The sequence below is a fragment of the Comamonas testosteroni genome, assembly GCF_030505195.1.
Taxonomy (GTDB): domain Bacteria; phylum Pseudomonadota; class Gammaproteobacteria; order Burkholderiales; family Burkholderiaceae_C; genus Comamonas; species Comamonas testosteroni_G.
Window position 1 is genome coordinate 5,458,972 of the sequence record NZ_CP129672.1, and the last position, 22,169, is coordinate 5,481,140.

At 61.6% G+C, this 22,169-nt stretch carries 23 protein-coding genes; 13 read left to right on the forward strand and 10 right to left on the reverse strand.

Features of this window, described 5'->3' with window-relative positions:
- The first annotated feature begins 117 nt into the window (after window positions 1-117).
- A complete protein-coding gene (locus QYQ99_RS25255) occupies window positions 118-654 on the forward strand; it encodes a YcxB family protein (protein ID WP_302090521.1) in 537 nt (178 codons plus the stop codon).
- 154 nt (window positions 655-808) lie between these two features.
- Here the strand turns inward: QYQ99_RS25255 and QYQ99_RS25260 are convergent, their stop codons facing one another.
- From QYQ99_RS25260 to QYQ99_RS25280, 5 genes are all read right to left on the reverse strand, one after another.
- Window positions 809-1,396, reverse strand: a complete 588-nt coding sequence (locus QYQ99_RS25260; protein WP_302090522.1) for an SRPBCC family protein — start codon at window positions 1,394-1,396, stop codon at window positions 809-811.
- Window positions 1,393-2,115: a YceI family protein gene (locus QYQ99_RS25265; RefSeq protein ID WP_302090523.1), complete on the reverse strand. Its 723-nt coding sequence runs from the start codon at window positions 2,113-2,115 to the stop codon at window positions 1,393-1,395. The genes QYQ99_RS25260 and QYQ99_RS25265 overlap by 4 nt, the downstream gene beginning before the upstream one ends.
- Window positions 2,112-2,675, reverse strand: a complete 564-nt coding sequence (locus QYQ99_RS25270) for a YceI family protein (RefSeq protein WP_302090524.1) — start codon at window positions 2,673-2,675, stop codon at window positions 2,112-2,114. The genes QYQ99_RS25265 and QYQ99_RS25270 overlap by 4 nt, the downstream gene beginning before the upstream one ends.
- Window positions 2,676-2,792: 117 nt before the next feature.
- A complete protein-coding gene (locus QYQ99_RS25275; RefSeq protein WP_302090525.1) occupies window positions 2,793-3,374 on the reverse strand; it encodes a peroxidase-related enzyme in 582 nt (193 codons plus the stop codon).
- Window positions 3,375-3,515: 141 nt separating this feature from the next.
- A complete protein-coding gene (locus QYQ99_RS25280; RefSeq protein WP_302090526.1) occupies window positions 3,516-4,199 on the reverse strand; it encodes a LysE family translocator in 684 nt (227 codons plus the stop codon).
- Between the two features lie 175 nt (window positions 4,200-4,374).
- On the opposite strand from QYQ99_RS25280, the gene QYQ99_RS25285 reads away from it, so the two are divergent.
- From QYQ99_RS25285 to QYQ99_RS25295, 3 genes are all read left to right on the forward strand, one after another.
- The gene (locus QYQ99_RS25285) at window positions 4,375-5,295 is read left to right on the forward strand and encodes a LysR substrate-binding domain-containing protein (protein WP_302090527.1); all 921 of its coding nucleotides are present in this window, start codon (window positions 4,375-4,377) and stop codon (window positions 5,293-5,295) included.
- Between the two features lie 68 nt (window positions 5,296-5,363).
- Window positions 5,364-5,852 carry a DUF6882 domain-containing protein gene (locus QYQ99_RS25290; RefSeq protein WP_302090528.1) on the forward strand — a complete coding sequence of 163 codons (489 nt, stop codon included), beginning with the start codon at window positions 5,364-5,366 and terminating at the stop codon, window positions 5,850-5,852.
- An 83-nt stretch (window positions 5,853-5,935) separates the two neighbouring features.
- The gene (locus QYQ99_RS25295; RefSeq protein ID WP_302090529.1) at window positions 5,936-6,085 is read left to right on the forward strand and encodes a hypothetical protein; all 150 of its coding nucleotides are present in this window, start codon (window positions 5,936-5,938) and stop codon (window positions 6,083-6,085) included.
- Between the two features lie 43 nt (window positions 6,086-6,128).
- Here the strand turns inward: QYQ99_RS25295 and QYQ99_RS25300 are convergent, their stop codons facing one another.
- Window positions 6,129-6,725 (reverse strand): IMPACT family protein, encoded by a 597-nt coding sequence (locus QYQ99_RS25300; RefSeq protein WP_302090530.1) that lies wholly within the window; start codon window positions 6,723-6,725, stop codon window positions 6,129-6,131.
- 187 nt (window positions 6,726-6,912) lie between these two features.
- On the opposite strand from QYQ99_RS25300, the gene QYQ99_RS25305 reads away from it, so the two are divergent.
- From QYQ99_RS25305 to QYQ99_RS25330, 6 genes are all read left to right on the forward strand, one after another.
- A complete protein-coding gene (locus QYQ99_RS25305; protein ID WP_302090531.1) occupies window positions 6,913-7,080 on the forward strand; it encodes a hypothetical protein in 168 nt (55 codons plus the stop codon).
- A gap of 138 nt (window positions 7,081-7,218) precedes the next feature.
- The gene (locus QYQ99_RS25310; RefSeq protein ID WP_302090532.1) at window positions 7,219-8,103 is read left to right on the forward strand and encodes a helix-turn-helix transcriptional regulator; all 885 of its coding nucleotides are present in this window, start codon (window positions 7,219-7,221) and stop codon (window positions 8,101-8,103) included.
- 185 nt (window positions 8,104-8,288) lie between these two features.
- Window positions 8,289-9,986, forward strand: coding sequence for an FAD-dependent monooxygenase (locus QYQ99_RS25315; protein ID WP_302090533.1), 1,698 nt, complete (start codon window positions 8,289-8,291; stop codon window positions 9,984-9,986).
- Window positions 9,987-9,998: 12 nt separating this feature from the next.
- Window positions 9,999-10,187 (forward strand): DUF2783 domain-containing protein, encoded by a 189-nt coding sequence (locus QYQ99_RS25320; protein ID WP_034366832.1) that lies wholly within the window; start codon window positions 9,999-10,001, stop codon window positions 10,185-10,187.
- 215 nt (window positions 10,188-10,402) lie between these two features.
- Window positions 10,403-10,942, forward strand: coding sequence for a PepSY domain-containing protein (locus QYQ99_RS25325; protein ID WP_302090534.1), 540 nt, complete (start codon window positions 10,403-10,405; stop codon window positions 10,940-10,942).
- Between the two features lie 237 nt (window positions 10,943-11,179).
- The gene (locus tag QYQ99_RS25330) at window positions 11,180-13,705 is read left to right on the forward strand and encodes a YgiQ family radical SAM protein (protein WP_302090535.1); all 2,526 of its coding nucleotides are present in this window, start codon (window positions 11,180-11,182) and stop codon (window positions 13,703-13,705) included.
- Window positions 13,706-13,777: 72 nt separating this feature from the next.
- On the opposite strand, the gene QYQ99_RS25335 is transcribed toward QYQ99_RS25330, so the two are convergent.
- The 3 genes from QYQ99_RS25335 to QYQ99_RS25345 all read right to left on the reverse strand — a co-directional run bounded on the left by QYQ99_RS25335 (window position 13,778) and on the right by QYQ99_RS25345 (window position 17,941).
- Window positions 13,778-16,252, reverse strand: a complete 2,475-nt coding sequence (locus QYQ99_RS25335) for a putative bifunctional diguanylate cyclase/phosphodiesterase (RefSeq protein ID WP_302090536.1) — start codon at window positions 16,250-16,252, stop codon at window positions 13,778-13,780.
- Between the two features lie 294 nt (window positions 16,253-16,546).
- Window positions 16,547-17,107 (reverse strand): NUDIX hydrolase, encoded by a 561-nt coding sequence (locus QYQ99_RS25340; protein ID WP_302090537.1) that lies wholly within the window; start codon window positions 17,105-17,107, stop codon window positions 16,547-16,549.
- A gap of 138 nt (window positions 17,108-17,245) precedes the next feature.
- On the reverse strand, window positions 17,246-17,941 hold the full coding sequence (locus QYQ99_RS25345) for a fumarylacetoacetate hydrolase family protein (protein ID WP_302090538.1): 696 nt from the start codon (window positions 17,939-17,941) through the stop codon (window positions 17,246-17,248).
- A gap of 162 nt (window positions 17,942-18,103) precedes the next feature.
- Here QYQ99_RS25345 and maiA point away from each other — a divergent pair, with 162 nt between their 5' ends.
- Entirely contained in the window at window positions 18,104-18,769 is a 666-nt protein-coding gene (gene maiA / locus QYQ99_RS25350) for a maleylacetoacetate isomerase (RefSeq protein ID WP_302093269.1), read from the forward strand.
- A gap of 10 nt (window positions 18,770-18,779) precedes the next feature.
- A complete protein-coding gene (locus QYQ99_RS25355) occupies window positions 18,780-19,697 on the forward strand; it encodes a polyphenol oxidase family protein (protein WP_302090539.1) in 918 nt (305 codons plus the stop codon).
- Here the strand turns inward: QYQ99_RS25355 and QYQ99_RS25360 are convergent.
- Window positions 19,614-19,928 carry a hypothetical protein gene (locus QYQ99_RS25360; protein ID WP_302090540.1) on the reverse strand — a complete coding sequence of 105 codons (315 nt, stop codon included), beginning with the start codon at window positions 19,926-19,928 and terminating at the stop codon, window positions 19,614-19,616. The genes QYQ99_RS25355 and QYQ99_RS25360 overlap by 84 nt on opposite strands.
- A 204-nt stretch (window positions 19,929-20,132) precedes the next feature.
- Here QYQ99_RS25360 and QYQ99_RS25365 point away from each other — a divergent pair, with 204 nt between their 5' ends.
- A complete protein-coding gene (locus QYQ99_RS25365; RefSeq protein ID WP_302090541.1) occupies window positions 20,133-22,031 on the forward strand; it encodes a PHA/PHB synthase family protein in 1,899 nt (632 codons plus the stop codon).
- The last annotated feature ends 138 nt before the right edge of the window (window positions 22,032-22,169 follow it).

Genomic DNA, 22,169 nt, shown 5'->3' on the forward strand with positions numbered 1-22,169 from the left:
GCCGGTAACGAATTCGTTCATGAGCCCCAGCCATCGACCGTGTGAGATGCAGCAGTCATTTTTCGATCAATACTCGCTGCTGCAGGTCGCTCATACCTGTGGCCACATCAACAAACCATGAACATGACCGCCAGCTTTCCTCTCACTCCCGCCGACTTCGTTCGCCTGCAGAAAATGGTTTCGCGGCGCTGGCATCAGAAGGCTGGGATGCTTTCCTGGCCGTTCGTCTTGCGGGTTGTGGTGTGGCTTTGCATTGGCCTGGCTGGTGCAGCCTACGCACGACTGATGCGTGAGTTTCCTGAGGTCTCCGGCCCACTGGGGGGGGTTGCCTGCCTTCTGGTCGTTGCTTTGATCGCCGTCGTGGCAATGCCTTACCTGTCGCAGGCATCCATGCGCAAGCTCATGCTCCTGCCGGATGGGGCGTTTCTGTCGCCACAAACGGTCACGCTCTCATCGGACGCCATCAGGATAGCCTCGGTTCGGGGAGACACGATACTGCCGTGGTCAGGAGTGCTGGCGCTTGCCGAAGATGACGTGAACTACTATCTGTTCATCGACGCGATGCAGGCTCTGATACTGCCCATGGCAGCCATTGCCCCCATGGAAGCAGAGTTCGAGCAGTTCACGCGCCATCTCAGGGCCTCTGCGATTTAAGTCTTTGTTCTTGCAGGTGCTTGAGCAGTCATGACGTCAACCCGAGGCACAGGGGCCAGGCTTGCATGCGTCCAATACCGTCCCGCGCGACATGCAGCGTCGGCTGCAATTGAAGTGAAACGGTTGCCCACCTGATCTTTGCAGCGGCCTGCCGCTAATTTTCTGGTATCTGCCTGTGCTCCTGAGGCGTCAAGGCCTCGCGTCGCTGGATTTCGTCCACCAGTGCCCTGAACTGGCGTTTCAGCAACTGGCGCATTACCGGTTTGCCGACCAGCGGCGGGATAGAGAAAGCGGGAACCAGGCGAGCGCTGTAGGCCAAGCGTACCCGGCCGTCGGCTTGGGTTTCCAGGGTATAGCTGCCGTTCATCTGCTTGAGATTGCCGCCGATCGCATGCGCGGCGATGCGCTGCTGCGGCCATTCGGTCACAGCCAGTCTGACCTCGATTGCCTGGCGAAAGAACAGAAACCCCAGATTGCCTTTTTGCTCCAGCAGCACCTGATTGCCGTCGCGTTGGAGCACGCGCGAGCTTTGGATATCCGGCACAAAGTCGGCCAGATGGTCGTAGTCGGAGATCACGCTCCAGGCCGTGGCCAGCCTGACTTGCATGACGGCCGAGGCGTTCACCGTCAATGCCTCGTTCTGTTCGGCAGTCTCTATGCGCAGCTCTTGTGCCGAGACCTGCACACTGCCGCAGAGCATGGTCAGAGCTGCGCCGCAGGCACCCACAAGCGCTGCTCTCATGACCGGGATTCCTGCTTCAAAGGTGGTCCGGCGCGCACTTCGAAGTTCAACTCGAGCCTGTCGCGGACCTGGATTGCACCGCCCAGGATGGACAAAGGCGTGATGCCAAAACTCGATTGATCGATGCTCAGCGAGCCGCTGATATGGAGTTCGCCTGGCGTCCTCCTGATCAGGGCCGGTACGCTCAGGCGGCGTGTGACGCCGTGAAGAGTGAGTTCCAGGGCCAGCAATACATCGCCGTCTGCTTGCGGGGACGCATGTGCCTGGACCAGTGCAAACGGATGGATCGAGGTTTGCAGCAGCTTGTTCAGCATATTGGCTCGGGTCGCTTCAATATCGGCAGCGCTGGGCTGGGTGTCCAGGGCCGCCTTGGCGCGCAGAGCGGACTCGTCAACCGATAGCCTGTCCAGCGCCACATAAAGATCGGCGCGGCCAAGCTGGGGGGCCACATAGCCTTGCAGTTCATGGCTGGCAATCACATGGTCGTGCCCTAGTTTTGCCAAAGCGCCAGCACGTCGAACGGTGATTGAGACCAGAGAATGCGAGGAATCAATCGGAAGCACCGACTGGCCCCGTGCGGCAGCATCGGCATAGAAGGCCGCAGGAAAGTCCGCAGGCCTTGCCGTTGGGCCGGGAGGCTGCGCTGGCTCTATGCCTGGTTGCGAGCAACCCGCGATCAGAGCCAACAGGACTGCAATCAGCGGTCTGCGCAATGTCATGGCAACTCGCGCAACTGGACACGGAATCTCACTGTCACGGCGTCTCCCACGGCATCGCTGCTCTTCCACTCTCCTGTGCCGATATCAAATATCGAGCGGCGGGTAACGAATTCGCCTTCCATGCGGCGTTCCTCGGGCTTCCAGCTGAATGGCAGCACAAGCGGCTGTCTGCGGCCTTTGAGCTCCAGGGTTCCACGTGCCAGGTAACGGGCTGCGCCGGGGGCGTCAAGAATCTCGCGGGCATCAAAGACCGCCTCGGGATAACGCACAAAGTCAAACCAGTCCTTGCCGGCAATGGCCTGGTTGATGTCCGGATTGGCCATATCGGCGCTGCTGATGCGAATGCTGACATTCAGCTTGTTGCTGCCTGGCTTTTGAGGGTCGAAATCAAAGCGAACCCGGAAGTCCTTGAACACTCCGGTGACCGGCGTTTGCTCGAAAGTGGCGGTGAACTCCAGTCTGTTGTCGCCACCGAGCTTGAGCTCCCACGAGGTGGCATGAGCCGCAGTGGCGCAGAGCGTGGTGAGCAGGGCGGCGAGGCAGCAAACGGCTTTTTGCATCTGGATGACCTCCGGCAAACAGCGTTTTGCCGGGGGTGGCCGCTGCTGTGCAAGGGATGATGCGTCATGGCGATGCAAGTTGCATCGATTGCCGCCCATGAGTTACTGCTTGTTGCTTCAGGCTTTTTTCTCGCGCGGCACCCGGCCCATCAGATAGAACTCGGGATTGGGCTGCATGCCCGCGAAGCTGGCCATCCGGTTGGACAGTCCGAAGAAGGCGGTAATGGCCGCAATGTCCCAGATATCCTCGTCGTCAAAACCGTGAGGGTACAAGGCTTCGTAGTCGGCATCGTCGATTTCGGCGCTGTGCAGACAGACCTTCATGGCAAAGTCCAGCATGGCCCGCTCGCGCGCGCTGATGTCGGCCTTGCGGTAATTGACCGCCACCTGGTCGGCAATCAGCGGCTTTTTTTCATAGATGCGCAAGATGGCGCCATGAGCCACCACGCAATACAGGCACTGATTGGCAGCGCTGGTGGCGGTGACGATCATTTCGCGCTCGCCCTTGCTGAGACTGCCGTCCTCCTTGAGCATCAGCGCATCGTGGTAGGCAAAGAAGGCGCGCCACTCGGCCGGCCGGCGAGCAAAGGCCAGAAAAACATTGGGAACAAAGCCCGACTTTTGCTGTACCTCGGCGATGCGTTGCTTGATGTCTTCAGGCAGGCGGCTCAGATCGGGAAAGGGGTAGCGGCTTTTCATGGTGCTTGTCTCCTTTGGAGTTTTGCTGATAGGTACCAACCATGGCAAGCATGGCACGGGTGAGCGCTCCAAAGCTGTCGTTTGCGTTGCAGATGCTGCTATTGCGGTCTTGCGGCCATTGGGCTTGTCGGGCTTTTCCTATCAGATGCCGGCATTCATCAGATTCGACGTGGCCGGTGTGCCGGTGGTGATCAGCAGCAGGCCCAGGACGAGCAGCACGCAGCCCAGACTGCGATCTACCCAGGGGCGTATGGCTTGCACCTTGGGCTGGAGCACCGGTGCCGAGAAAAAGCAGGCTACCAGCGCAAACCACAGTACGTGGGCCATGGCGACGAAAAGGCCGTAGGCCAACTGGGTGGGCATGGGCACGGCAGGGCCGACAATTTGCATGAACAGGCTGAGGATGAACAGCGCTGTCTTGGGATTGAGTGCATTGGTCAGAAAGCCCAGGACAAAAAGCGAGCGGCCTGGCGCATGGCCTTGGAGTGCCTTGCGCTGGCCTGTCTCGGCACTGGACCGGGACTCCGGCCGTTCCCCATTTGCACGGCTGGCGCCGCGCCACAGAGAGATTCCGAGCCATACCAGATAGGCTGCGCCCGCATATTTGAGCAGATTGAAAAGCCAGGGCAGGCGTTGCAGGACCATGCCAAGTCCCAGCAGGGTGTAGGCCACATGGACCAGAACGCCACAGCCGATGCCCAGCGCCACCCAGAGACCCGCACGGCGCGATTCCATCAGGCTGGTGCGGGTGACCATGGCGAAATCGGCGCCGGGGCTGATGACGGCGAGAGAGGTAACGAGAATCACGGTGGGCCAGGCGTTCATACAGTGAATTGGTTGAGTTCAAATATCTGTTTGTGAGATGGCTCTGCTGCACGAGAATGGCAAGCAGTGCTCTACAGCTGTGAACTCTAGGGCGATCAAAGTTTTTTGAATAACGATGATTTCTCAAGAAAATAGTGATTCAAACTCACCTATTTCCGCTGGCGGTCCACAACGAATGCCTTCGCTGGTCGCTTTGCGCTGTTTTGAAGCGGCCGCGCGGCTGGAGAGCTTCAGCCGCGCGGCCGATGAGCTGCACCTGACCCATGGAGCCATCAGTCGCGCGGTGCGCTCGGTGGAGGAAGAGTTGGGGGCGCAGCTGTTTGAGCGCCGCAATCGCCGCGTGTTTCTCAATGCCGCAGGCCGCTTGTTGTTCGATGGCGTCCATGCCGGGCTGACGCAGATGGCGCGCGCGGCAGAAGCGGTGCGTCAGCAGGTGGCTGGCAGGCCGTTGCTGCTGTCGTGCGAGCCCACGCTGCTGATGCGCTGGCTGATTCCGCGCTGGGGCGACTTCCAGGCGCGCTACCCACAGCACACCGTGCATCTGGTTGCGGGCGGCGGTGCCGTGGAATGGGGGCGCGGCATCGATCTGGCCATTCGGCGCAACGACTTTGACTGGGGTCGCAATGTCCAAATGCAGCCCTTGTGCGCAGAGCGCATGGGGCCGGTCTGCCACCCGGACAGTCTGGCGCAGTTCTTTGCGTTGCAGTCCGATGGCGGTCTGGCGCTTCGTGGCGATGCAACGCGCTTGCACAGCAAGACACGACCCAAGGCCTGGGAGGATTGGTGGAAAACCCGGCTAAATCAGCCTCCCACCCAGATCCGGCAGGCGCAAGCAGGAGGTGATCTGGTGCTTGAGCATTTCTACCTGAGCTTGCAGGCGGCAGCAGCGGGCCTGGGCGTGGCCATGGGCCCGCAACTGCTGGTGCAGGACGATATCGCTGCCGGCCGGCTGGTGGCTCCACTGGGCTTTGTGCCAGACGGCTCGCACTACTGTCTGCTGGCCGTACAGAGTTGGGGGGAGGGCTCGGTGCAGCAGCTTCTGGCCGACTGGATAGCGCAGCAGATGAAGAGCGGAGCGCAGGTCGACGGGGCATAGGGTTCCGGGCCCGGGCATGCCCGCTTCTTGCCTGACAATGCAGTCTGTTGAAAAGCAATGGATACGCGATGAGCAACGACGCACAAACCACCGACTGGGCTGCCTGGAGCCGTGAGGCCGTTGAAATGATGCAGGCCCGCAATGCTAAATGGCCCCTGGAATTTGGCTTGCAGGGCAGCCCCGGCTACCGCTGGGATCTCGACCGCGCCCTGCTGGCGCTTGAAGCCCCGCTGCATAAGGTGATTGCCACGGTCTGTCTGGTGGGCACCAGCAGCGAGCAGGACGGCAGCTTTGTCTGGAGCTGGGCCAACGAAGCCATTCCCAAGCAGCATGGTCAGGCGCTGGAAGTCGTGCATGAATTCGGTCGCCAGAACCAGCTGGCACTGCTGACCACGGCCCGGATTCCCGGCGGCCGTCCCGAGGGCATGGAGTGCATGTGCATTGCCGCCCGCCTGCAGCGCGCCGTGGGCACCTTCATCGACCAGCAGGGCGATGTGACCCTGTATTTCACCTTGCTGCACATGCAGGTGGCGGTCGAGCAGCAGCCGGCCAATTGAGGGCCTCAGAATAGATTGTTGACAGAATGCCTGCGGGATCGCCTATAGACTGCTACCCCGGAAAATCAGAAAAGGTTCAACCCATGAAAACCATGCTTGTGCTGGCTGCGGCCCTGTGGGTGCTCAGCGGCTGCGCGGTGTATGACGGCCGCGGCGGGTATGACGACGATGGCTACAAAAAGCCTCATCCCCATGGCTGCCCTCCGGGCCAGGCCAAAAAAGGCAATTGCTGATAAGGCTGCTGAAGAAACCCGCTCAGGCGGGTTTTTTTGCGTCCTATAGCTCGTCGGGCTTGAGCCAGCCAATGCGGCCCTGGCCGCTTTCATTGAGGGCACTGACGAACTGGGCGGCATCGGCCTCGGGCATCTGCAGCGTGAAGCGAACCAGAGAGCCGTGATCGACCTCCAGCAGCGCCGCACCCGCCGTGTCGGCCATGCGTCGCACCAGACCTTCCAGCGGATAGGGGACCGTGCACTGCAAGGTCTGCATGCGTTGAATGGCGACTTTTTCGGCCTGCAGCAAGGCCTGTGCCACGGCGTCGGTGTAGGCGCGCACCAGTCCGCCGGCACCGAGCTTGACCCCGCCAAAGTAGCGCACCACGGTGGCCAGCACGCCCTCCAGGTCCTGATGGCGCAGCACATCCAGCATGGGGCGACCGGCCGTTCCACTGGGCTCGCCGTCGTCCACGGCGGCCGATTGACCGCCTGCCAGCAGGGCCCAGCAGATATGGGCGGCGCCCGGGTGCTCGCGCCACAGTGCATCCACTACGGCCTGCGCGCTGGAGCGATCCGTCATCGGCTGCACGCAGCCGATAAAGCGGCTTTTCTTGATGATGAGTTCACTGGAGACAGGAGCGCGAAGGGTCTGAGGCATAGCGGCGGCAGCATAACCGCAAAGTCGGGGCCGGGCCGCGTTGCGGTGCATGGGCCGGGTGGCGGCAGTTGTGACATATCCATGACATGACGACGCGGCTTGTGGGGATTGCTCGACAGTGTCGTTAAGCCAATTCCTACAAGTTCGGCCAGCCTCGCGCCTTAAGCTTTGCGCAAAGGAGGCCGCCATGAACCATCCGCATCCACAGTCCCTGAGCGAACATACTTTTGGCCGCGAGCATTTCACGCCGCCTCCGCTGGCGCAGGAGCTGGCAGAGCCCCAGGCCCTGCAGGCTGCGGCGCCCGAAGACGAATGGGAGCTGCTGCAGCGCATACGCAGCGTGGGCGAGTGGTAGGGCGCCAGAGGCCGACCGCCTTTTCTGCCTCAAGCCAAACCGGCCAAACCGGCAAGACCGGTCAGACCGGCCGCTCCTGAAAGGGAGCGCCGGTTTTTCCTGTCCGAGGCCGGGCTGCAGCGGCGAAAATTGCAGCCCATGACTGCTTGCTCCGCGCCGTTTCCCGATTCTTCGCACTGGATGCTGCTGCCGCCTGCCGCCCAGGCAGCGCAGCTACCCGTGGCCCTGGCCGATGTGACGACCATGATGGAAAGAGTGGGGCGCAGCAGCAGCGATGCCGTGGCCGAGCAGATCCTGCAGCTGCTGGGGCGTCATGTGCCGCTGGCCCAATGCACGATCTTTTCCTTCCAGGGCATGGCCAGGCCGCGCGTGGTGGGCATGGGAGACAGGGCGCGCACAGGGGCGCTGCCCATGATCTCCCAGGATTACAGCGAGCGTTTCTATCCGCTCGACGGTTCGCAGCGTGTGATGCAGGCCGAGCTGGCACGTCTTGCCAGGGATGCGCATGCCAAGCCGCGCGTCTGGCTGCATCGCCAGGGGCCGCGTGATGTGCAGCATCCCGAATACCGCCATGTCTGCTATGAGCTGCCGCGCATTGCCGAGCGGCTGTCGCTGCTGATGCTGCAGGAAAACGCGCGCTGGCTTTCCGTGAATCTGTACCGCGGCGAGGAGCATGGCTGCTTCGACGCTGCGGCCATTGCCCGGATCGAGGCCTTCGCGCCCCTGGTCATGCAGGCCATGCGTCTGCATTACGCGGGGCAGGCGCTGCAGGACGACCTGGTCGGATTGGTGCTGGCGCGACTGGCGCGGCGCTTCGAGCAGCTGACGCCGCGCGACCTCGATGTGGTGCGGGCACTGGCCCAGGGCCTGGATGCCGATTCACTGGCGCAGCGCCTGGGCATTACCGTCAGCAGCGCGCGCACCTATGTCAAACGCGTCTGCGCCAAGCTGGGCGTGCAGGGGCAGCGTGAGCTGTTTGCGCTGCTGATGGAGCCCACCGAAGGTGTTGATGGTCAACTTTGATAGCTTCTATCGATTGATGGGTAAGGGATAGAGGCTGATTTCATTGAAATTCTAGCCCGTATAGGCTTGTCTCCATCTGGTGACAAGGTCGTTGGTCTGCTTTTCTACACTGCATTGCAAGCCAGACCGCAAAGGGGATGAAAGCGCACTGGTTTGACCTCACAGCGCCCCCAGGAGACAAGAACATGCATCAGCCCTATGCCGAGCCACGCCGCTCCATCTACTACCAGTACCAGGTGCACCAGCCCTGGCTTGCCTCCCGGCATCCGGGAGAGCAAAACCACCCCATCGTCATCGTCGGCACCGGCCCCGTGGGACTGACCACGGCGCTGGAGATTGCCCGCCACGGCCAGCGCTGCGTGGTGCTCGAGTCCGAGCTGCAGGTGTCCGAAGGAAGCCGCGCCATTGTGTTCACGCGCCGCTCCATGGAAATCCTGCAGCAAGTGGGCGTGGCCCAGCGTGTGACGGAGACCGGACTGCCCTGGTGCTACGGCAACAGCATCTACCGCGGCCAGCGTGTGTTTCGCATGGAAAACGCGCGTGCCGACGATGACCGCTTCTTTCCCATGATCAATCTGCAGCAGCAGTACCTGGAGGAATACCTGGTCGATGCAGTGCAGGCCAACCCGCTGATCGAGTTGCGTTGGGGCAACCGCGTGAACAAGGTCGAGCAAAAGTGCGAGCAGGCATGGTTGGAGGTGGACACCCCTGAAGGCAGCTACGAGTTGCGGGCCGACTGGCTGGTGGCCTGCGACGGTGCGCGCTCGGGGATTCGCACCGGCATGAATCTGCTGATGGAAGGCGCTTCCTACGAAGGCCGCTTCGTCATTGCGGATATCCGCATCGACCTGCCTTTGCCCACCGAGCGTCTCGCATTCTTCGATCCCGCATGGAACCCGGGCAACACCATCCTCATGCACCGCGAGCCGCATGGCATCTGGCGCGTGGACTACCAGCTGCCTGCCGGCGAAGACCCCGAGGATGCGCTCAGGCCCGAGTCGCTGAAGGCGCGCATCGATGCGCAGTTGGAGATGATCGGCTTTGGCGGCACGCCCTGGGAGATGGACTGGAGCTCCGTCTACTCGGCCCGTGCGCTGACCCTGCCCGAGTATGTGCATGGCCGTGTGATCTTTGCGGGCGATGCAGCCCATATGCTGCCCATCTTCGGCGTGCGCGGTGCCAACACGGGTTTTCAGGATGCTCAGGGCCTGGGCTGGCGCCTGGCACTCGTTGCCAAGGGCGTGGCCAGCGCTGCGCTGCTGCAAAGCTACAGCAGCGAGCGCGTGGGCGCGGCCCGCGAGATTGTGGAGGAGGCCGGCAAGAGCACGCGTTTCATGGCACCGCCCAGCAGAGGCTTCAGGCTGCTGCGCGACGCCGTGCTGTCCCTGTCGCTGAGTCAGTCCTTTGTCGGCCCGCTCTACCACTGGCGCACCTCGCGCCCGCATGAGTACGGCAACTCGCCGCTCAACAGCATGGGCGACGACAATCTGCTGTTCAAGGCCGGCCCCGGCCATGGCGCGCCGCCTCTGAACGTGCGCTTTGCGCCGGACAGCTATCTGCTCGACCATCTGGGCGGTGGCTTCGATCTGCTGTATTTCACGAGCGGCAAGGCGATTGCTGCCCAACTGCAGGCGGTCGTGGCCGGCGTCAGAGCTCGCGGCGTTGCTGTGCGCCTGGTTGCCGTCAGCAGCCACGCTGCAAGCGCTATCGAAGGTGCCGATCTGGTGCTTGATGACAGCGAAGGCCGCTGCCGCGCCCGCTATGGCGTGATGGCCGATGGTGCTGCCTATCTGCTGCGCCCCGATCAGCATGTCTGTGCGCGCTGGATGGCGCTGGACGCCAATCGTTTGCAAGCCGCATTCAAAGCAGCCTTGCCTGCCTGAGGAGAGATTCAAATGACACAAACCACTCTTGATATCGCAGGTCTGGAGACCGTGTACGACCTGCTGGCTGGCGCCATTGATGCCGTGGGCGCGGAAAAGTCCGAGCTGCTGCTGGTCAAGCTGGCGCTGCTGGCCGCCAATCAGCTCGGTGATGCCCGCCAGTTTGGCGAAATGATTGCGGCGGCCCAGCAAGATCTGTAAGCAAAAGGCCTGTCCGTGGCAGTCATCCCGGCCCGCCCGGACCTGGTTCTGGCGGGTTTTCTGCGTGCTGATTCACGGATTCCATAGCGGATAATCTTTGCCTATCAACCGTTCGAGATGGATTTTCAACAAGTCGATAGGGCTTGATATCCGACAAGGCAGCGCCACGTATTCGAGGCAGACTAGAACCACTGTCACTGTAGGAGGATTGGTCCATGAGATTGCGTCCCCGTACCTTGCTGCTATCTGCAGCCCTGAGCCTGAGTGGATTGAGTGCGACTTCGGCCCTGGCCAAGTCGGCTGCCGAATGGCTGGCCTTGACAGGTGCCGTGCAGATCGGCTTGAGTCAGGCCGTCGAAAAAGCCCAGGCCGTAGCTCCCGGAAAAGCGATCGATATCGAGCTGGAAGAGGGCAAGAAAGGCGCTGCGCCTTATTACTCGGTCACCCTGATCTCACCCGTGAATGAGGAAATCAAGCTGCGCGTGAATGCCAGCACGGGCGATGCGGCGGTGGAGGAGAACAAGGGCCGGGCCGAGGGCAAGCATGTCAAGCGCCTGGCCGATGCCCGGATCACGCTGGTGCAGGCCGTCGATGCAGCTATTGCCGCCTTGCCCGGCAAGCCGCTGGAGGCCCAGCTGGATTCGGACTGGGGCAAGACCAGCTACAAGGTCAAGATGCTGCGCGCCGATCAGACGGTCATGAAGCTCAGGCTGGACCCTGCCACCGGCGCTGTGACGAGGCAGGAGAAAGACTGAGTCGGCGCGTTATCTGGATTCTGGTGCTATGAAGAAATGAGTATCTAGCGCTTGCCCATAATAGGTTTAAGACATGTTTGATGTTGAATTCCTTCTGTGGAATGCGCTAGGTGCTATGAGTTTCAGAGTTCCAGCCATGTTTTCGCAAGACCTTGCACGTGCAAGGCTGAGGGCGGAAAAGTACACTGGCCGGTTCTTTCTCCGCATAGGCCATGAGGCCATATAAAGCCCATCCACATGAACGCCCCGGTTGATGTCTCCTTTTTCCATCGCGATGCCAAACCGCTGACCAGCTACAAGCCGTACTGGGCCAAGCGCTTCGGCCCGGCGCCGTTCCTGCCCATGAGCCGTGCGGAGATGGATCAGCTCGGCTGGGACAGCTGCGACATCATTCTGGTCACGGGCGACGCCTATGTCGATCACCCCAGCTTCGGCATGGCGGTCATCGGCCGGGTGCTGGAGGCGCAAGGCTTTCGCGTGGGCATCATCGCCCAGCCCGACTGGACCAGCGCCGAGGCCTTCAAGGCCCTGGGCAAGCCCAATCTGTTTTGGGGCGTGACGGCTGGCAACATGGACTCGATGATCAACCGTTACACGGCTGATCGCAAGATTCGCAGTGACGACGCCTATACCCCCGGCGATGTGGCCGGCAAGCGCCCCGATCGCGCGGCCATCGTCTACTGCCAGCGCTGCCGCGAGGCCTACAAGGATGTGCCGATCGTGCTGGGCGGCATCGAGGGCTCGCTGCGTCGCATTGCCCACTACGACTACTGGAGCGACAAGGTGCGCCGCTCCATCGTGGTGGACAGCAAGTGCGACATCCTGCTCTACGGCAATGCCGAGCGCGCCCTGGTCGAGGTGGCCCACCGCATCGCGGCGCGCGAGCCGGTGGAGCAGATCACCGATGTGCGCGGCACTTCGTTCTTTCGCCGTGCTTCGGAGCAGGGCTGGTTCGAGGTCGATTCCACCACGGTGGACGAGCCCGGCGAGGTCGAGCCCCATATCAACCCCTATATGACGACCAGCGAGCAGGCCGAGGCCCAGGGCCAGAGCTGCTCCAAGGAAGATGCTGCGAAATCAGGCGCTGACAGCACAGCTGCGGCCTGTGGCAGCGGTGCAAATGATGCCAAATCCGTGGCATCGGTACAGCCGATTGCGGCCCAGCCCATCCAGTTCGTGCCCAATCTCTCGCTGCGCAGCAAGTCCAAGCTGCCTGCGCGCGATCGCACCGTGCTGCGCCTGCCCAGCTACGAAGAGGTCAAGAGCGATCCGATTCTGTACGCGCACGCCAATCGCGTGCTGCACCTGGAAACCAACCCCGGCAACGCGCGCGCGCTGGTGCAGGCTCACGGAGAGGGGACCACGGCCCGCGATGTGTGGATGAATCCGCCGCCCATTCCTCTTACAACGGCCGAGATGGACTGGGTCTTCGGCCTGCCGTACGCGCGCAGCCCGCACCCTGCCTATGCCGACGAAAGCGGCAGCCATGAGGGCGAGACCAAGATTCCTGCCTGGGAGATGATTCGCACCTCGGTGAACATCATGCGCGGCTGCTTCGGCGGCTGCACCTTCTGCTCCATCACCGAGCACGAGGGCCGCATCATCCAGAGCCGCTCGGAAGATTCCATCATCCAGGAGCTCGAAGAGATCCGCGACAAGGTCAAGGGCTTTACCGGCACCATCTCCGACCTGGGCGGACCCACGGCCAATATGTACCGCCTGGGCTGCAAGAGTCCGCAGATCGAAGCGGCCTGCCGCAAGCCCAGCTGTGTCTTCCCCGGCATCTGCCAGAACCTGCACACCGACCACGGGCCGCTGATCAAGATCTACCGCCGCGCGCGCAAGCTGCCAGGCATCAAGAAGATTCTGATCGGCTCCGGCCTGCGTTACGACCTGGCCGTCAAGTCGCCCGAGTATGTCAAGGAGCTGGTCCAGCACCATGTGGGCGGCTATCTCAAGATCGCCCCCGAGCATACCGAGCAAGGCCCGCTGACCAAGATGATGAAGCCGGGCATCGGCAGCTATGACAAGTTCAAGCAGCTGTTCGAGAAGTTCAGCGAGGAAGCCGGCAAGAAGCAGTTTCTGATTCCCTACTTCATTGCCGCCCACCCCGGCACCAGCGATGAAGACATGATGAATCTGGCCATCTGGCTCAAGAAGAACGGCTTCCGCGCCGATCAGGTGCAGACCTTCTACCCGAGCCCCATGGCCACGGCCACTGCCATGTACCACAGCGGTCGCAACACGCTGACCAAGGTGCGCCGTCAGATGCGGGACGAGGCCGAAGAGCGTGTAGATATCGTGCGCGGTGAAAAGCGCCGCCGTCTGCACAAGGCTTTCCTGCGCTATCACGACCCGAACAATTGGCCGCTGCTGCGCGAGGCGCTCAAGACCATGGGACGCGCCGATCTGATCGGCAACGGCAAGCAGCACCTGATCCCGACCTTCCAGCCTCTGGTCGACGGCAGCTATCAGAGTGCCCGCAAGAAAAACAGCACCTCGTCCAAGGCGGCTGGCGGCATCGGCTACACCACCAACAAGGATGGCAAGGCCGTGGCCGTGCGACGCCGCAGCGAAGAGGCGAGCCTGGAGCCCAAGGGCGATGTGCGCTTTCGCAGCAGCCAGCCGCAACCGGGCAAGCTGCTGACCCAGCATACCGGCCTGCCGCCGCGCGCTGGTGTGACTGGCAAGGCCAAGCCCGGCTTCAAGACGGCGGCGAGACCCGCCAAGCCAGCGGGCCAGGGTTCGCGCAAGTCCCGTTGATGGCATCAGTCTGATTGCAGTCAAAAAAAACGACGCTTGATGCGTCGTTTTTTGTGTGGATATGCGAGCTTTTCAGCCTATGGCCAGCGAGGCGCACCACTGCGGCAGCTGGTTTTCCTGCGTGGGGGCAAAGTATTCGGCCGTCATGGGTTTGGGACGGGCGATGGCGTAGCCTTGGACATAGTCCACGCCCATGGCCATGAGTTCCTCGGCGATCTCGCGGCTCTCGACAAACTCTGCAATGGTCTTCTTGCCCAGGGTCTGGCCGATGCGATTGATCATCTCCACCATGGCGTGGTCTCCCTTGTCCTTGAGCATGTCGCGCACAAAGCCGCCGTCGATCTTGAGATAGTCGACGGGCAACTGCTTCAGGTAGGTCAGCGACGACATGCCGACGCCGAAGTCGTCCAGGGCAAAACGGCAACCCAGGGCGCGCAGCGACTGAATCAGCCGTGTGGCATTGCTGAGATTGCCAATGGCGCTGGTTTCGGTGATTTCGAAACATAGCTTTTGCGGCGCAATGGCGTGCTGCTGCAACTGCTCCCTCACAAATTCCAGCAGGCCGTCGTCGTCCAGGCTGGGACCGGAGAGATTGATGGCGCAGGTTTCCACCAGCTTGGCGTGTCCAGGCTGCTGCGCCAGTGTCTGCAGGGCCCGGGAGATCACCCAGCGGTCAAGCGATGGCATCAGACCGTAGCGCTCGGCGGCGGGTATGAAATTTCCCGGGGCCAGGATCTGGCCATTTTCATCGCGCAGGCGCAGCAGGACTTCGAAGTGCATGCCGCTGTGGCGGCTGTTCTTTTGGGCCTGCAGCGGTGCAATGCTCTGGGCATAGAGGCAAAAGCGCTCTTCGTCCAGTGCGCTGCGAATGCGTGTGGCCCATTCCATCTCGCTGACATAGCGGCTGTAGATTCCGTCCTCGGCCTTGTAGAAAAAGACCTTGTTGCGCCCGCGCTCCTTGGCCTGATAGCAGGCCATATCGACCATGCGCAGCAGATCGGAGGCATTGACCGCATCACCGGGAACATGCACGGCACCGATCGAAAAGCCGGTGCGCAATATCTTCTCTCCCCAGGTGGTTTGCAGTTGCTGGGCTGCCAGACGCAGCTTCTCGGCAATGCTCGCGACGTTGGAAGGAGGGCAGTTCTCCAGCAGCACCGCAAACTCGTCGCCGCCCATGCGTGCCAGGCAATCGGTTTCGCGCAGATTGGCTTGCAGCATGCGAGAGACTTCACACAGCACTTCATCACCGGCGGCATGGCCACTGGTTTCGTTGATGAGCTTGAACTGGTCCAGGTCGATGTACAGCAGGGCGTAGGGCTTGACCTGATGCAGGCCCTGGGTCAGCATTTTCTGCAGTCTGCGCTCGAACTCGCCGCGGTTTTCCAGCCCTGTCAGCGTGTCGTGGCGCGCGTTCCAGGAGATCTGATCCATGTATTGCTGCTCGCGCGATACGTCGCGCAGCACGAAGACGGCGCCTGATGTCTCACCCTCACGCTGCATGGCGGAGCCCAGTACCTTGACCGGCACGATGCTGTGGTCGGTGCGGCGCACCCAGTGCGTTTGTTCATCACGCACGACGGTGCTTTCCTTGGTTTCGCTGACCAGCTGGGCTAGCAGGCCTTCGCTGGTGATGGAGGCGTCCATGGTGTAGAACTGCAGCACCTGCTTGATGGGCTTGTCCAGATAGCTTTGCTTTTGCAGACCCAGCAGGCCTATGGCGGCGGGGTTGACGTAGTTGATCCGGCCTTTGGCATTGGTGGTGATGACCGCATCGCTAAGCGCTGCGAGCGTGGTCTCCGCGCGCTCTTTCTCACTGTTCAGGCCGTCTTGAACCTGCTCTCGCTGCAGGATCAGCCGCCAGGTGTTCCAGACCCACAGGCTCACCAGTCCGATGGCCAGGGCACCGTTGAGCGCGAGCAGCAGCCAGACGATGTTGCGCGAGCTCTGGCCCAGAGAGTCGCTGAATGCCTTGGTTAATGCCGTCACGCCCTGGTTGATCAGGTCGATCTCGCGCTTCCAGGTGGCAATGTTTTCGCGGCTGATGTTGCCGACTTCGTATCCATGCCGGATTTCCTGGGCCAATGTATCGAGCTGGTTCAGGTATTCATCTCCCATCTTCCAGTACGCCACGGGCTCCTGCACCCAACTGAAGTAGCGGAACGTGCGCAGCAGCCAGATGAGGGAGCTGACATCGTCGGGGTGGTTCTGGCCTTGCTCTATGCCTTTGCGCGCCAGGTCCAGGCGCAGAGGCTTGTCGTAGAGGGCAATACGTGCCTCGGCATCGCCACGGGGCACCAGCAAGGCCCGCTGGTAGTGGGCGAAGTCCACTGGATTGCCTTCGTCGGCATAGCGGGACAGCGAGTAGATCGCATCCTTCTGGGCCTTGGACCAGAGGCTTTCTCCGTTGACGAAGGCGCGCACGGCCGAGAGCAGGTACAGGCTGCAGCTGGCACTGAGCATCAGAATCAGGACCAGCAGCGCAAAGGCCCAGACGCGCTGCAGCAATTGTTGAGACTTCAGTGCGGGGCTCAAAGATGCCTTCATGACGCCTCATCCAGTAAATAGACTGTAGATGCATGAGTGAGGGCATCCGCAAGACGCACGGGTACGAAACAGCCAGCAGACGCCGTTCTGCTGGCGATCAGAAGTCCGTCGCGATGCCCGCTCTCATGCTCGACTTTTCACAGCATTGCGCAGGAGGTATGTCAGTTCACACGCAATTTGTATTTATTGGTAATTTTTGGCCTGTAGAAGTGAGCCTGGCGTCGGACAACTTCCTCTGTCCCCCCAAGATAGAGCGGCGATTCATGTGAGAAAGTGGGTAGTCAGTCTGGCAGCTCAGATCAGGTCTAGGCAGTGCACCTGCGGCTGCTCCAGCACGCCGGCCCTGCGGTCGGCAAAGAAGCGCTCCAGGGTGAGCTTGACAGTGCGAAACGCGATTTCTTCCCAGGGGATGTCTGCCTCGGCAAACAACTGGGCCTCCATGGTCTCGGGGCCGGGGTAGAACTGGGTGCTTCTGAGGCGGGCCAGATAGAAGAGATGGACCTGTCCGACCTGGGGCACGTTGATGAGACTGAACAGCCTGCCCAGCTCGATGTCGGCTCCGGCTTCCTCGTCGGTTTCGCGCTGGGCCCCGCGGCTGGTGGTTTCGGCCAGCTCCATGAAGCCTGCAGGCAGCGTCCATTTTCCGCGGCGCGGCTCGATATTGCGCTTGCACAGCAGCACGCGTCCGTCGTCCGTCACGGGCAGGGTGCCGACCACATTGAGCGGGTTTTCATAGTGGATCGTGTGGCAGGCCGGGCAAACTGCACGCTCGCGGGTATCCCCATCGTCAGGAACGCGGTAGGTGACTGCGGTGCCGCAATTGCGGCAGAACTTGATGGGGCTGCGAAAAATCATTTCGCAACTATAAGCAAATCAGGCTGCTAGCGCAGGTACAACATGCGCAATCAGCTATGAAAAAGGGAGTCGCACCCTGATTGCAGCGTGACGCCCCGAGTACCTGGTCGGCGCTAACTGCCTGTGCGCCAAGGATTTTCAGGCGATCTGGATCTTGATCGATTCAAGTCCGCTGACTGCGCCTTCCAGCACATCGCCTTTGACCACGGCGGCCACGCCCTCAGGGGTGCCGGTCATGATCAGATCTCCGGGCTGCAGCTCCCAGGCGCTGGAGAGATGCTCAATGGTTTCGGTGATATTCCAGATCAGCTTGTGGATGTGGCTGCGCTGGCGATAGTCACCATTGACCTGCAGTGAAATCTCGGCGTTGACGATGTCTCCCGCCTGATCGGCCGGCGTGATGGGGCCAATGGGGGCCGATTGCTCGAAAGCCTTGCCGATACACCAGGGGCGGCCTTGCTTCTTCATGTCGTTTTGCAGGTCGCGACGTGTCATGTCCAGACCCACGGCATAGCCGTAGATGTACTGCAGTGCCTCGGCTGCCTTGATGTTCTTGCCGGCCTTGCCGATGGCGACGACCAGCTCGATCTCATGGTGCAGATTCTGGGTCAGCGTGGGATAGGCCACTGTGGTGGTGCTGCCAGCTTCCACTGCCACGGTCGCGTCCGCTGGCTTCATGAAGAAGAACGGCGGTTCGCGGCCGGTAAAACCCATTTCCTTGGCGTGATCCTCATAGTTGCGGCCCACGCAGTAGATGCGGTGAATGGGAAAGCGCTCGCCACGGCCCACAACAGGCAGGCTGGCAACGGCAGGGGGATTGAACACGTAACTCATGAAGTCCTCGGCAGGAACACGCGCTGAAATCAGCAATGGTTGATGTGGCAAGCAGTGTGCCACGATGCAGGCCCGGAGACGGCATGGCGCATGACGGCTTTTACGTATTCCGGCCCTAGGGAAAATGCCAGTCCGCTCGGCTCGCGCTATGCTGCTCGCATCATGAAGCTGCATACCTATTTCCGCTCTTCCGCCTCTTACCGTGTGCGCATTGCGCTGCAACTCAAGGGGCTGCCCTACGATTCCGTGCCCGTGCATCTTGTGCGCGGCGAACAAAAGGCTGCGGCCTATGCCTCCCACGTGGGTGACCCGCTGGTGCCCGCACTGGTGACGGATGAGGGGCACTGGCTCACGCAGTCCATGGCCATCATCGAATATCTCGATGAGACCCATGCTGAAACACCATTGCTGCCCAGCGATGCACTGGGCCGTGCCCATGTGCGCGCCTTGGCGCAGATGGTGGCTTGCGATATCCATCCGCTCAACAACCTGCGCGTGCTCAAGTACCTGGTGCACCAGATGGGCGTCAGCGACGAGGCCAAGAATGGCTGGTACGCACACTGGGTACGTTCGGGCCTCGAAGCCTTCGAGCGTCAGCTGGCGCTGCTGGATGCCGAACGCAAGGTTTCAGGTCTGCCGCCTTCGACGTTTTGCTGGGGCGACACCCCCACGCTGGCCGAATGCTGTCTGGTGCCGCAGATCTACAACGCCCAGCGCTTCAATGTGAGTCTCGATGCGCTGCCGCGCCTGATGGACGTGGCAGCGCGCTGCAACGCCTTGCCTGCCTTTCAACTGGCCCATCCTTCGGCCTGTCCGGATGCAGAGTGAAGAGGGTGCCATGAGCGAGACCTATCGGCCGGGTCCGCCGGAGCTCTGGCCCGACTCCTGGCTGGTTCCGGACTGGCCGGCTCTGCCCGGCGTGCATGCCATCTGCACCTCGCGCGAGGGCGGCGTCAGTCAGGCACCCTGGGGCAGCATGAACCTGGGCGACCATGTGAGCGACAACCCCGCACACGTGAGCCGCAACCGTGAACTGTTCAACGCGGCGCTGCAGGCCCGCACCCCCGGTGCCTGCACGGCGTTCCTGCAGCAGGTGCATGGCGTGGATGTGCTGGAGCTGGATGCCGGCAATGTGCTCGAGTCCAATGGTGCAGCTTTCGACGCGTGTGTGACCGACGATGCTGGCGTGGTCTGCACCGTCATGGTAGCGGACTGTCTGCCCGTGTTGCTGGCCCATGATTCGGGGCTGGTCGTGGGCGCGGCCCATGCGGGCTGGCGCGGTCTGGCCGGCATGCCGCCCGGCAGACAGCCGTCAGAGGGACCGCTGCCCGGCGGTGTGCTGGAGATGCTTTTCGAGTCTTTTTCCCGCAAAGTACAGGCGCAGCAATCGCTTTCAGCGGCCGACATGAAGCCGTCCCGCATTGCTGCTCGCACCCAGGCCTGGCTAGGCCCGTGCATAGGTCCCGAGTCCTTCGAGGTGGGCTCCGAGGTGCGCGATATCTTCATGGCGCATGATGCCGATGCGGCACGACACTTTGTGCCTGTAGCGGGCAGCAGCACCAAATATCTGGCCGATCTGGCGCAGCTGGCACGTCAGCGGCTTGCTGCATTGGGCATTGCTGCAATCTTTGGCAACGATGGCAGTCTGCCCTGGTGCACGGTCAGCAATGCTTCACGTTTCTTCTCGCACCGGCGCGACGCCGTCCGTCTGGGCGGCAGCGGGCGGCTGGCTGCCAGCATCTGGCGCGACGCCTGAGCCTGGGCTGGGGGGCGCTTGTTTTGCAGCTAGTGCTTCCTGTTCCTGTCGGGCTTTGAGGCGGCGCTTTCTGGCCGGCGTGCCCAGTATGTAGAGCACGATGGAAAGCGGCAGCAGACCATAGAGCACAAAGGTGAAAAATGCACCCAGCAGGGTGCCGCCGGGGCTGACGGCCTCGGCGATCGTCATCATCACGACAACGTACATCCAGGCGATGGCAATAAGGTACATGGTGCTTCTGTAATGGGCCAGAAAGCATTCTGGCTCCGGGTTGTTTTGTGTCAAAACAGCTTCATAACGGCGAAATGAAGTCGCTTCTTGTCGGAACTGCCTGGCACATAGGTGACAATGCCGCCGTGTGAGCCGTATTGCAGATTCCGCAAGCGTCCCCAGACCCTGAGATCGCCGGTCGCTTGCCTTGACTAGGATGTAAGCATGAATTTTGACCCGAGCTGGGGCCAGGCTGGCCAATCCATTCAACAATTCTGGCAGGAGCAGTGGGGCAAGAGCCTCCAGACGCTTCAGCAGATGCAGTCCGGTGCTCCCATGGGGCTCAGCGCCATGCCGGGTCTGGGCGCTGCACCCAACCCCTGGGCTTCCATCATGGAGGCTATGCAATCGGCCATGCCCCAGGTGGCGGCCGGCTCGGCTCAGACGGTTCAGTTCGATGCTCCCAAGCTGCAGGGGTTGCAGCGGGAATACCTGCAGTCCGTGCAGTCGCTGGCGGATGCCAAGCAGGTTCAGGACCTGCTGGCCAAGGACAAGCGCTTCGCCAAGCCCGAATGGAGCGCCAATCCCGTTGCATCGATGGCTGCAGCCAACTACCTGCTGGGCAGTCGCATGCTGACCGGTATGGCCGAGGCGGTGCAGGGTGATGAGAAAACACGCAATCGCGTGCGTTTTGCGGTCGAGCAATGGGTGGCGGCCATGGCGCCCAGCAATTTTCTGGCGCTGAACGCCGATGCGCTCAACAAGGTCGTGGAAACCAAGGGCGAGAGCCTGGCTCAGGGCATTGCCAATCTGCTGGCCGACATGCGCCAGGGTCATGTCTCCATGACCGACGAGAGCCTGTTCACCGTGGGCAAGAACGTGGCGACCACCGAAGGCGCGGTGGTTTTCGAGAACGAGCTGTTCCAGCTCATCGAATACAAGCCGCTGACTGCCAAGGTATTCGAGAAGCCTTTTCTGATGGTGCCGCCCTGCATCAACAAGTTCTACATTCTGGACCTGCAGCCGGACAACTCCGTCATTCGCTATGCCGTCAGCCAGGGACATCGCACCTTTGTGGTCAGTTGGCGCAATCCAGACGAAAGCCTGGGTCACAAGAGCTGGGATGACTACATCGAAGATGGCGTACTCAAGGCAGTGAGTACGGTTCAGGATATCTGCGAGGCGCCGCAGATCAATGTGCTGGGTTTCTGCGTGGGCGGCACCATGGTCTCCACGGCCATGGCGGTGCTGGCCGCACGCCACGCCCGCGAGCACGGAGAGCTACCAGCCGCCAAGCCTGCACGCAGCCGCGCTGCGGCAGCCAAGTCCAGCAGCAGGACGGCTGCTGCGGTCAAGACGCCGGCCCAGCCTTTCCCCGTGGCCAGCATGACGCTTCTGACCACGCTGATCGACTTCCGCGACACCGGCATTCTGGACATCTTCATCGATGAAAACATGGTGCGTCTGCGCGAGATGCAGATGGGCAAAGGCGGGCTGATGAAGGGCCAGGACATGGCATCCACCTTCAGCTTTCTGCGCCCGAACGATCTGGTCTGGAACTATGTGGTGGGCAACTACCTCAAGGGCGAGACGCCGCCGCCCTTCGATCTGCTTTACTGGAACAGTGACTCGACCAATCTGCCCGGCCCGTTCTACGCCTGGTATCTGCGCAATCTCTACCTCGAAAACAATCTGATCAAGCCCGGCGTGCTGACCGTGTGCGGCGAGAAGATCGACATGAGCCAGCTCAAGATGCCGGTCTATATCTACGGCTCGCGCGAGGACCACATCGTTCCTGTCGGTGCAGCCTATGCCTCCTCACAGGTGCTGGGTGGTGAGCTTCGTTTCGTGATGGGGGCCTCCGGCCATATCGCCGGCGTCATCAATCCTCCGGCCAAGAACAAGCGCAGCCACTGGCTGCGTGAGGATGGCCAGTTTCCTGAGGCATTCAACGATTGGCTGGCCGAGGCCACGGAGTATCCGGGCAGCTGGTGGACGGACTGGAGCGCCTGGCTCGGAAGCCATGCAGGCAAGCAGCTGGCGGCTCCCAGGAGCTATGGCCGTGCGCGCGCCTATGCCGCCATCGAAGATGCACCGGGTCGCTACGTTCTGTCAAAAGCCTGAGCGAGGCCTGAGGCACAATCAGTTCCATATTGCGGTGCAGCAAGCAAGGCTTGCACTGTGGTAGGAAGCGTCGGGTGGCACGATGAACAGGATGCGACCCGCACGCATGCATCACTTGTAAGAAACCTAGAAAGGTTC

What these genes read in the sequence shown, in the direction of transcription:
- QYQ99_RS25255 (WP_302090521.1), top strand. Translation starts at nt 118, where the DNA reads ATGAACATGACCGCCAGCTTTCCTCTCACTCCCGCCGACTTCGTTCGC.
- QYQ99_RS25260 (WP_302090522.1), bottom strand. Translation starts at nt 1,396, where the DNA reads ATGAGAGCAGCGCTTGTGGGTGCCTGCGGCGCAGCTCTGACCATGCTC.
- QYQ99_RS25265 (WP_302090523.1), bottom strand. Translation starts at nt 2,115, where the DNA reads ATGACATTGCGCAGACCGCTGATTGCAGTCCTGTTGGCTCTGATCGCG.
- QYQ99_RS25270 (WP_302090524.1), bottom strand. Translation starts at nt 2,675, where the DNA reads ATGCAAAAAGCCGTTTGCTGCCTCGCCGCCCTGCTCACCACGCTCTGC.
- QYQ99_RS25275 (WP_302090525.1), bottom strand. Translation starts at nt 3,374, where the DNA reads ATGAAAAGCCGCTACCCCTTTCCCGATCTGAGCCGCCTGCCTGAAGAC.
- QYQ99_RS25280 (WP_302090526.1), bottom strand. Translation starts at nt 4,199, where the DNA reads ATGAACGCCTGGCCCACCGTGATTCTCGTTACCTCTCTCGCCGTCATC.
- QYQ99_RS25285 (WP_302090527.1), top strand. Translation starts at nt 4,375, where the DNA reads ATGCCTTCGCTGGTCGCTTTGCGCTGTTTTGAAGCGGCCGCGCGGCTG.
- QYQ99_RS25290 (WP_302090528.1), top strand. Translation starts at nt 5,364, where the DNA reads ATGAGCAACGACGCACAAACCACCGACTGGGCTGCCTGGAGCCGTGAG.
- QYQ99_RS25295 (WP_302090529.1), top strand. Translation starts at nt 5,936, where the DNA reads ATGAAAACCATGCTTGTGCTGGCTGCGGCCCTGTGGGTGCTCAGCGGC.
- QYQ99_RS25300 (WP_302090530.1), bottom strand. Translation starts at nt 6,725, where the DNA reads ATGCCTCAGACCCTTCGCGCTCCTGTCTCCAGTGAACTCATCATCAAG.
- QYQ99_RS25305 (WP_302090531.1), top strand. Translation starts at nt 6,913, where the DNA reads ATGAACCATCCGCATCCACAGTCCCTGAGCGAACATACTTTTGGCCGC.
- QYQ99_RS25310 (WP_302090532.1), top strand. Translation starts at nt 7,219, where the DNA reads ATGACTGCTTGCTCCGCGCCGTTTCCCGATTCTTCGCACTGGATGCTG.
- QYQ99_RS25315 (WP_302090533.1), top strand. Translation starts at nt 8,289, where the DNA reads ATGCATCAGCCCTATGCCGAGCCACGCCGCTCCATCTACTACCAGTAC.
- QYQ99_RS25320 (WP_034366832.1), top strand. Translation starts at nt 9,999, where the DNA reads ATGACACAAACCACTCTTGATATCGCAGGTCTGGAGACCGTGTACGAC.
- QYQ99_RS25325 (WP_302090534.1), top strand. Translation starts at nt 10,403, where the DNA reads ATGAGATTGCGTCCCCGTACCTTGCTGCTATCTGCAGCCCTGAGCCTG.
- QYQ99_RS25330 (WP_302090535.1), top strand. Translation starts at nt 11,180, where the DNA reads ATGAACGCCCCGGTTGATGTCTCCTTTTTCCATCGCGATGCCAAACCG.
- QYQ99_RS25335 (WP_302090536.1), bottom strand. Translation starts at nt 16,252, where the DNA reads ATGAAGGCATCTTTGAGCCCCGCACTGAAGTCTCAACAATTGCTGCAG.
- QYQ99_RS25340 (WP_302090537.1), bottom strand. Translation starts at nt 17,107, where the DNA reads ATGATTTTTCGCAGCCCCATCAAGTTCTGCCGCAATTGCGGCACCGCA.
- QYQ99_RS25345 (WP_302090538.1), bottom strand. Translation starts at nt 17,941, where the DNA reads ATGAGTTACGTGTTCAATCCCCCTGCCGTTGCCAGCCTGCCTGTTGTG.
- maiA (WP_302093269.1), top strand. Translation starts at nt 18,104, where the DNA reads ATGAAGCTGCATACCTATTTCCGCTCTTCCGCCTCTTACCGTGTGCGC.
- QYQ99_RS25355 (WP_302090539.1), top strand. Translation starts at nt 18,780, where the DNA reads ATGAGCGAGACCTATCGGCCGGGTCCGCCGGAGCTCTGGCCCGACTCC.
- QYQ99_RS25360 (WP_302090540.1), bottom strand. Translation starts at nt 19,928, where the DNA reads ATGTACCTTATTGCCATCGCCTGGATGTACGTTGTCGTGATGATGACG.
- QYQ99_RS25365 (WP_302090541.1), top strand. Translation starts at nt 20,133, where the DNA reads ATGAATTTTGACCCGAGCTGGGGCCAGGCTGGCCAATCCATTCAACAA.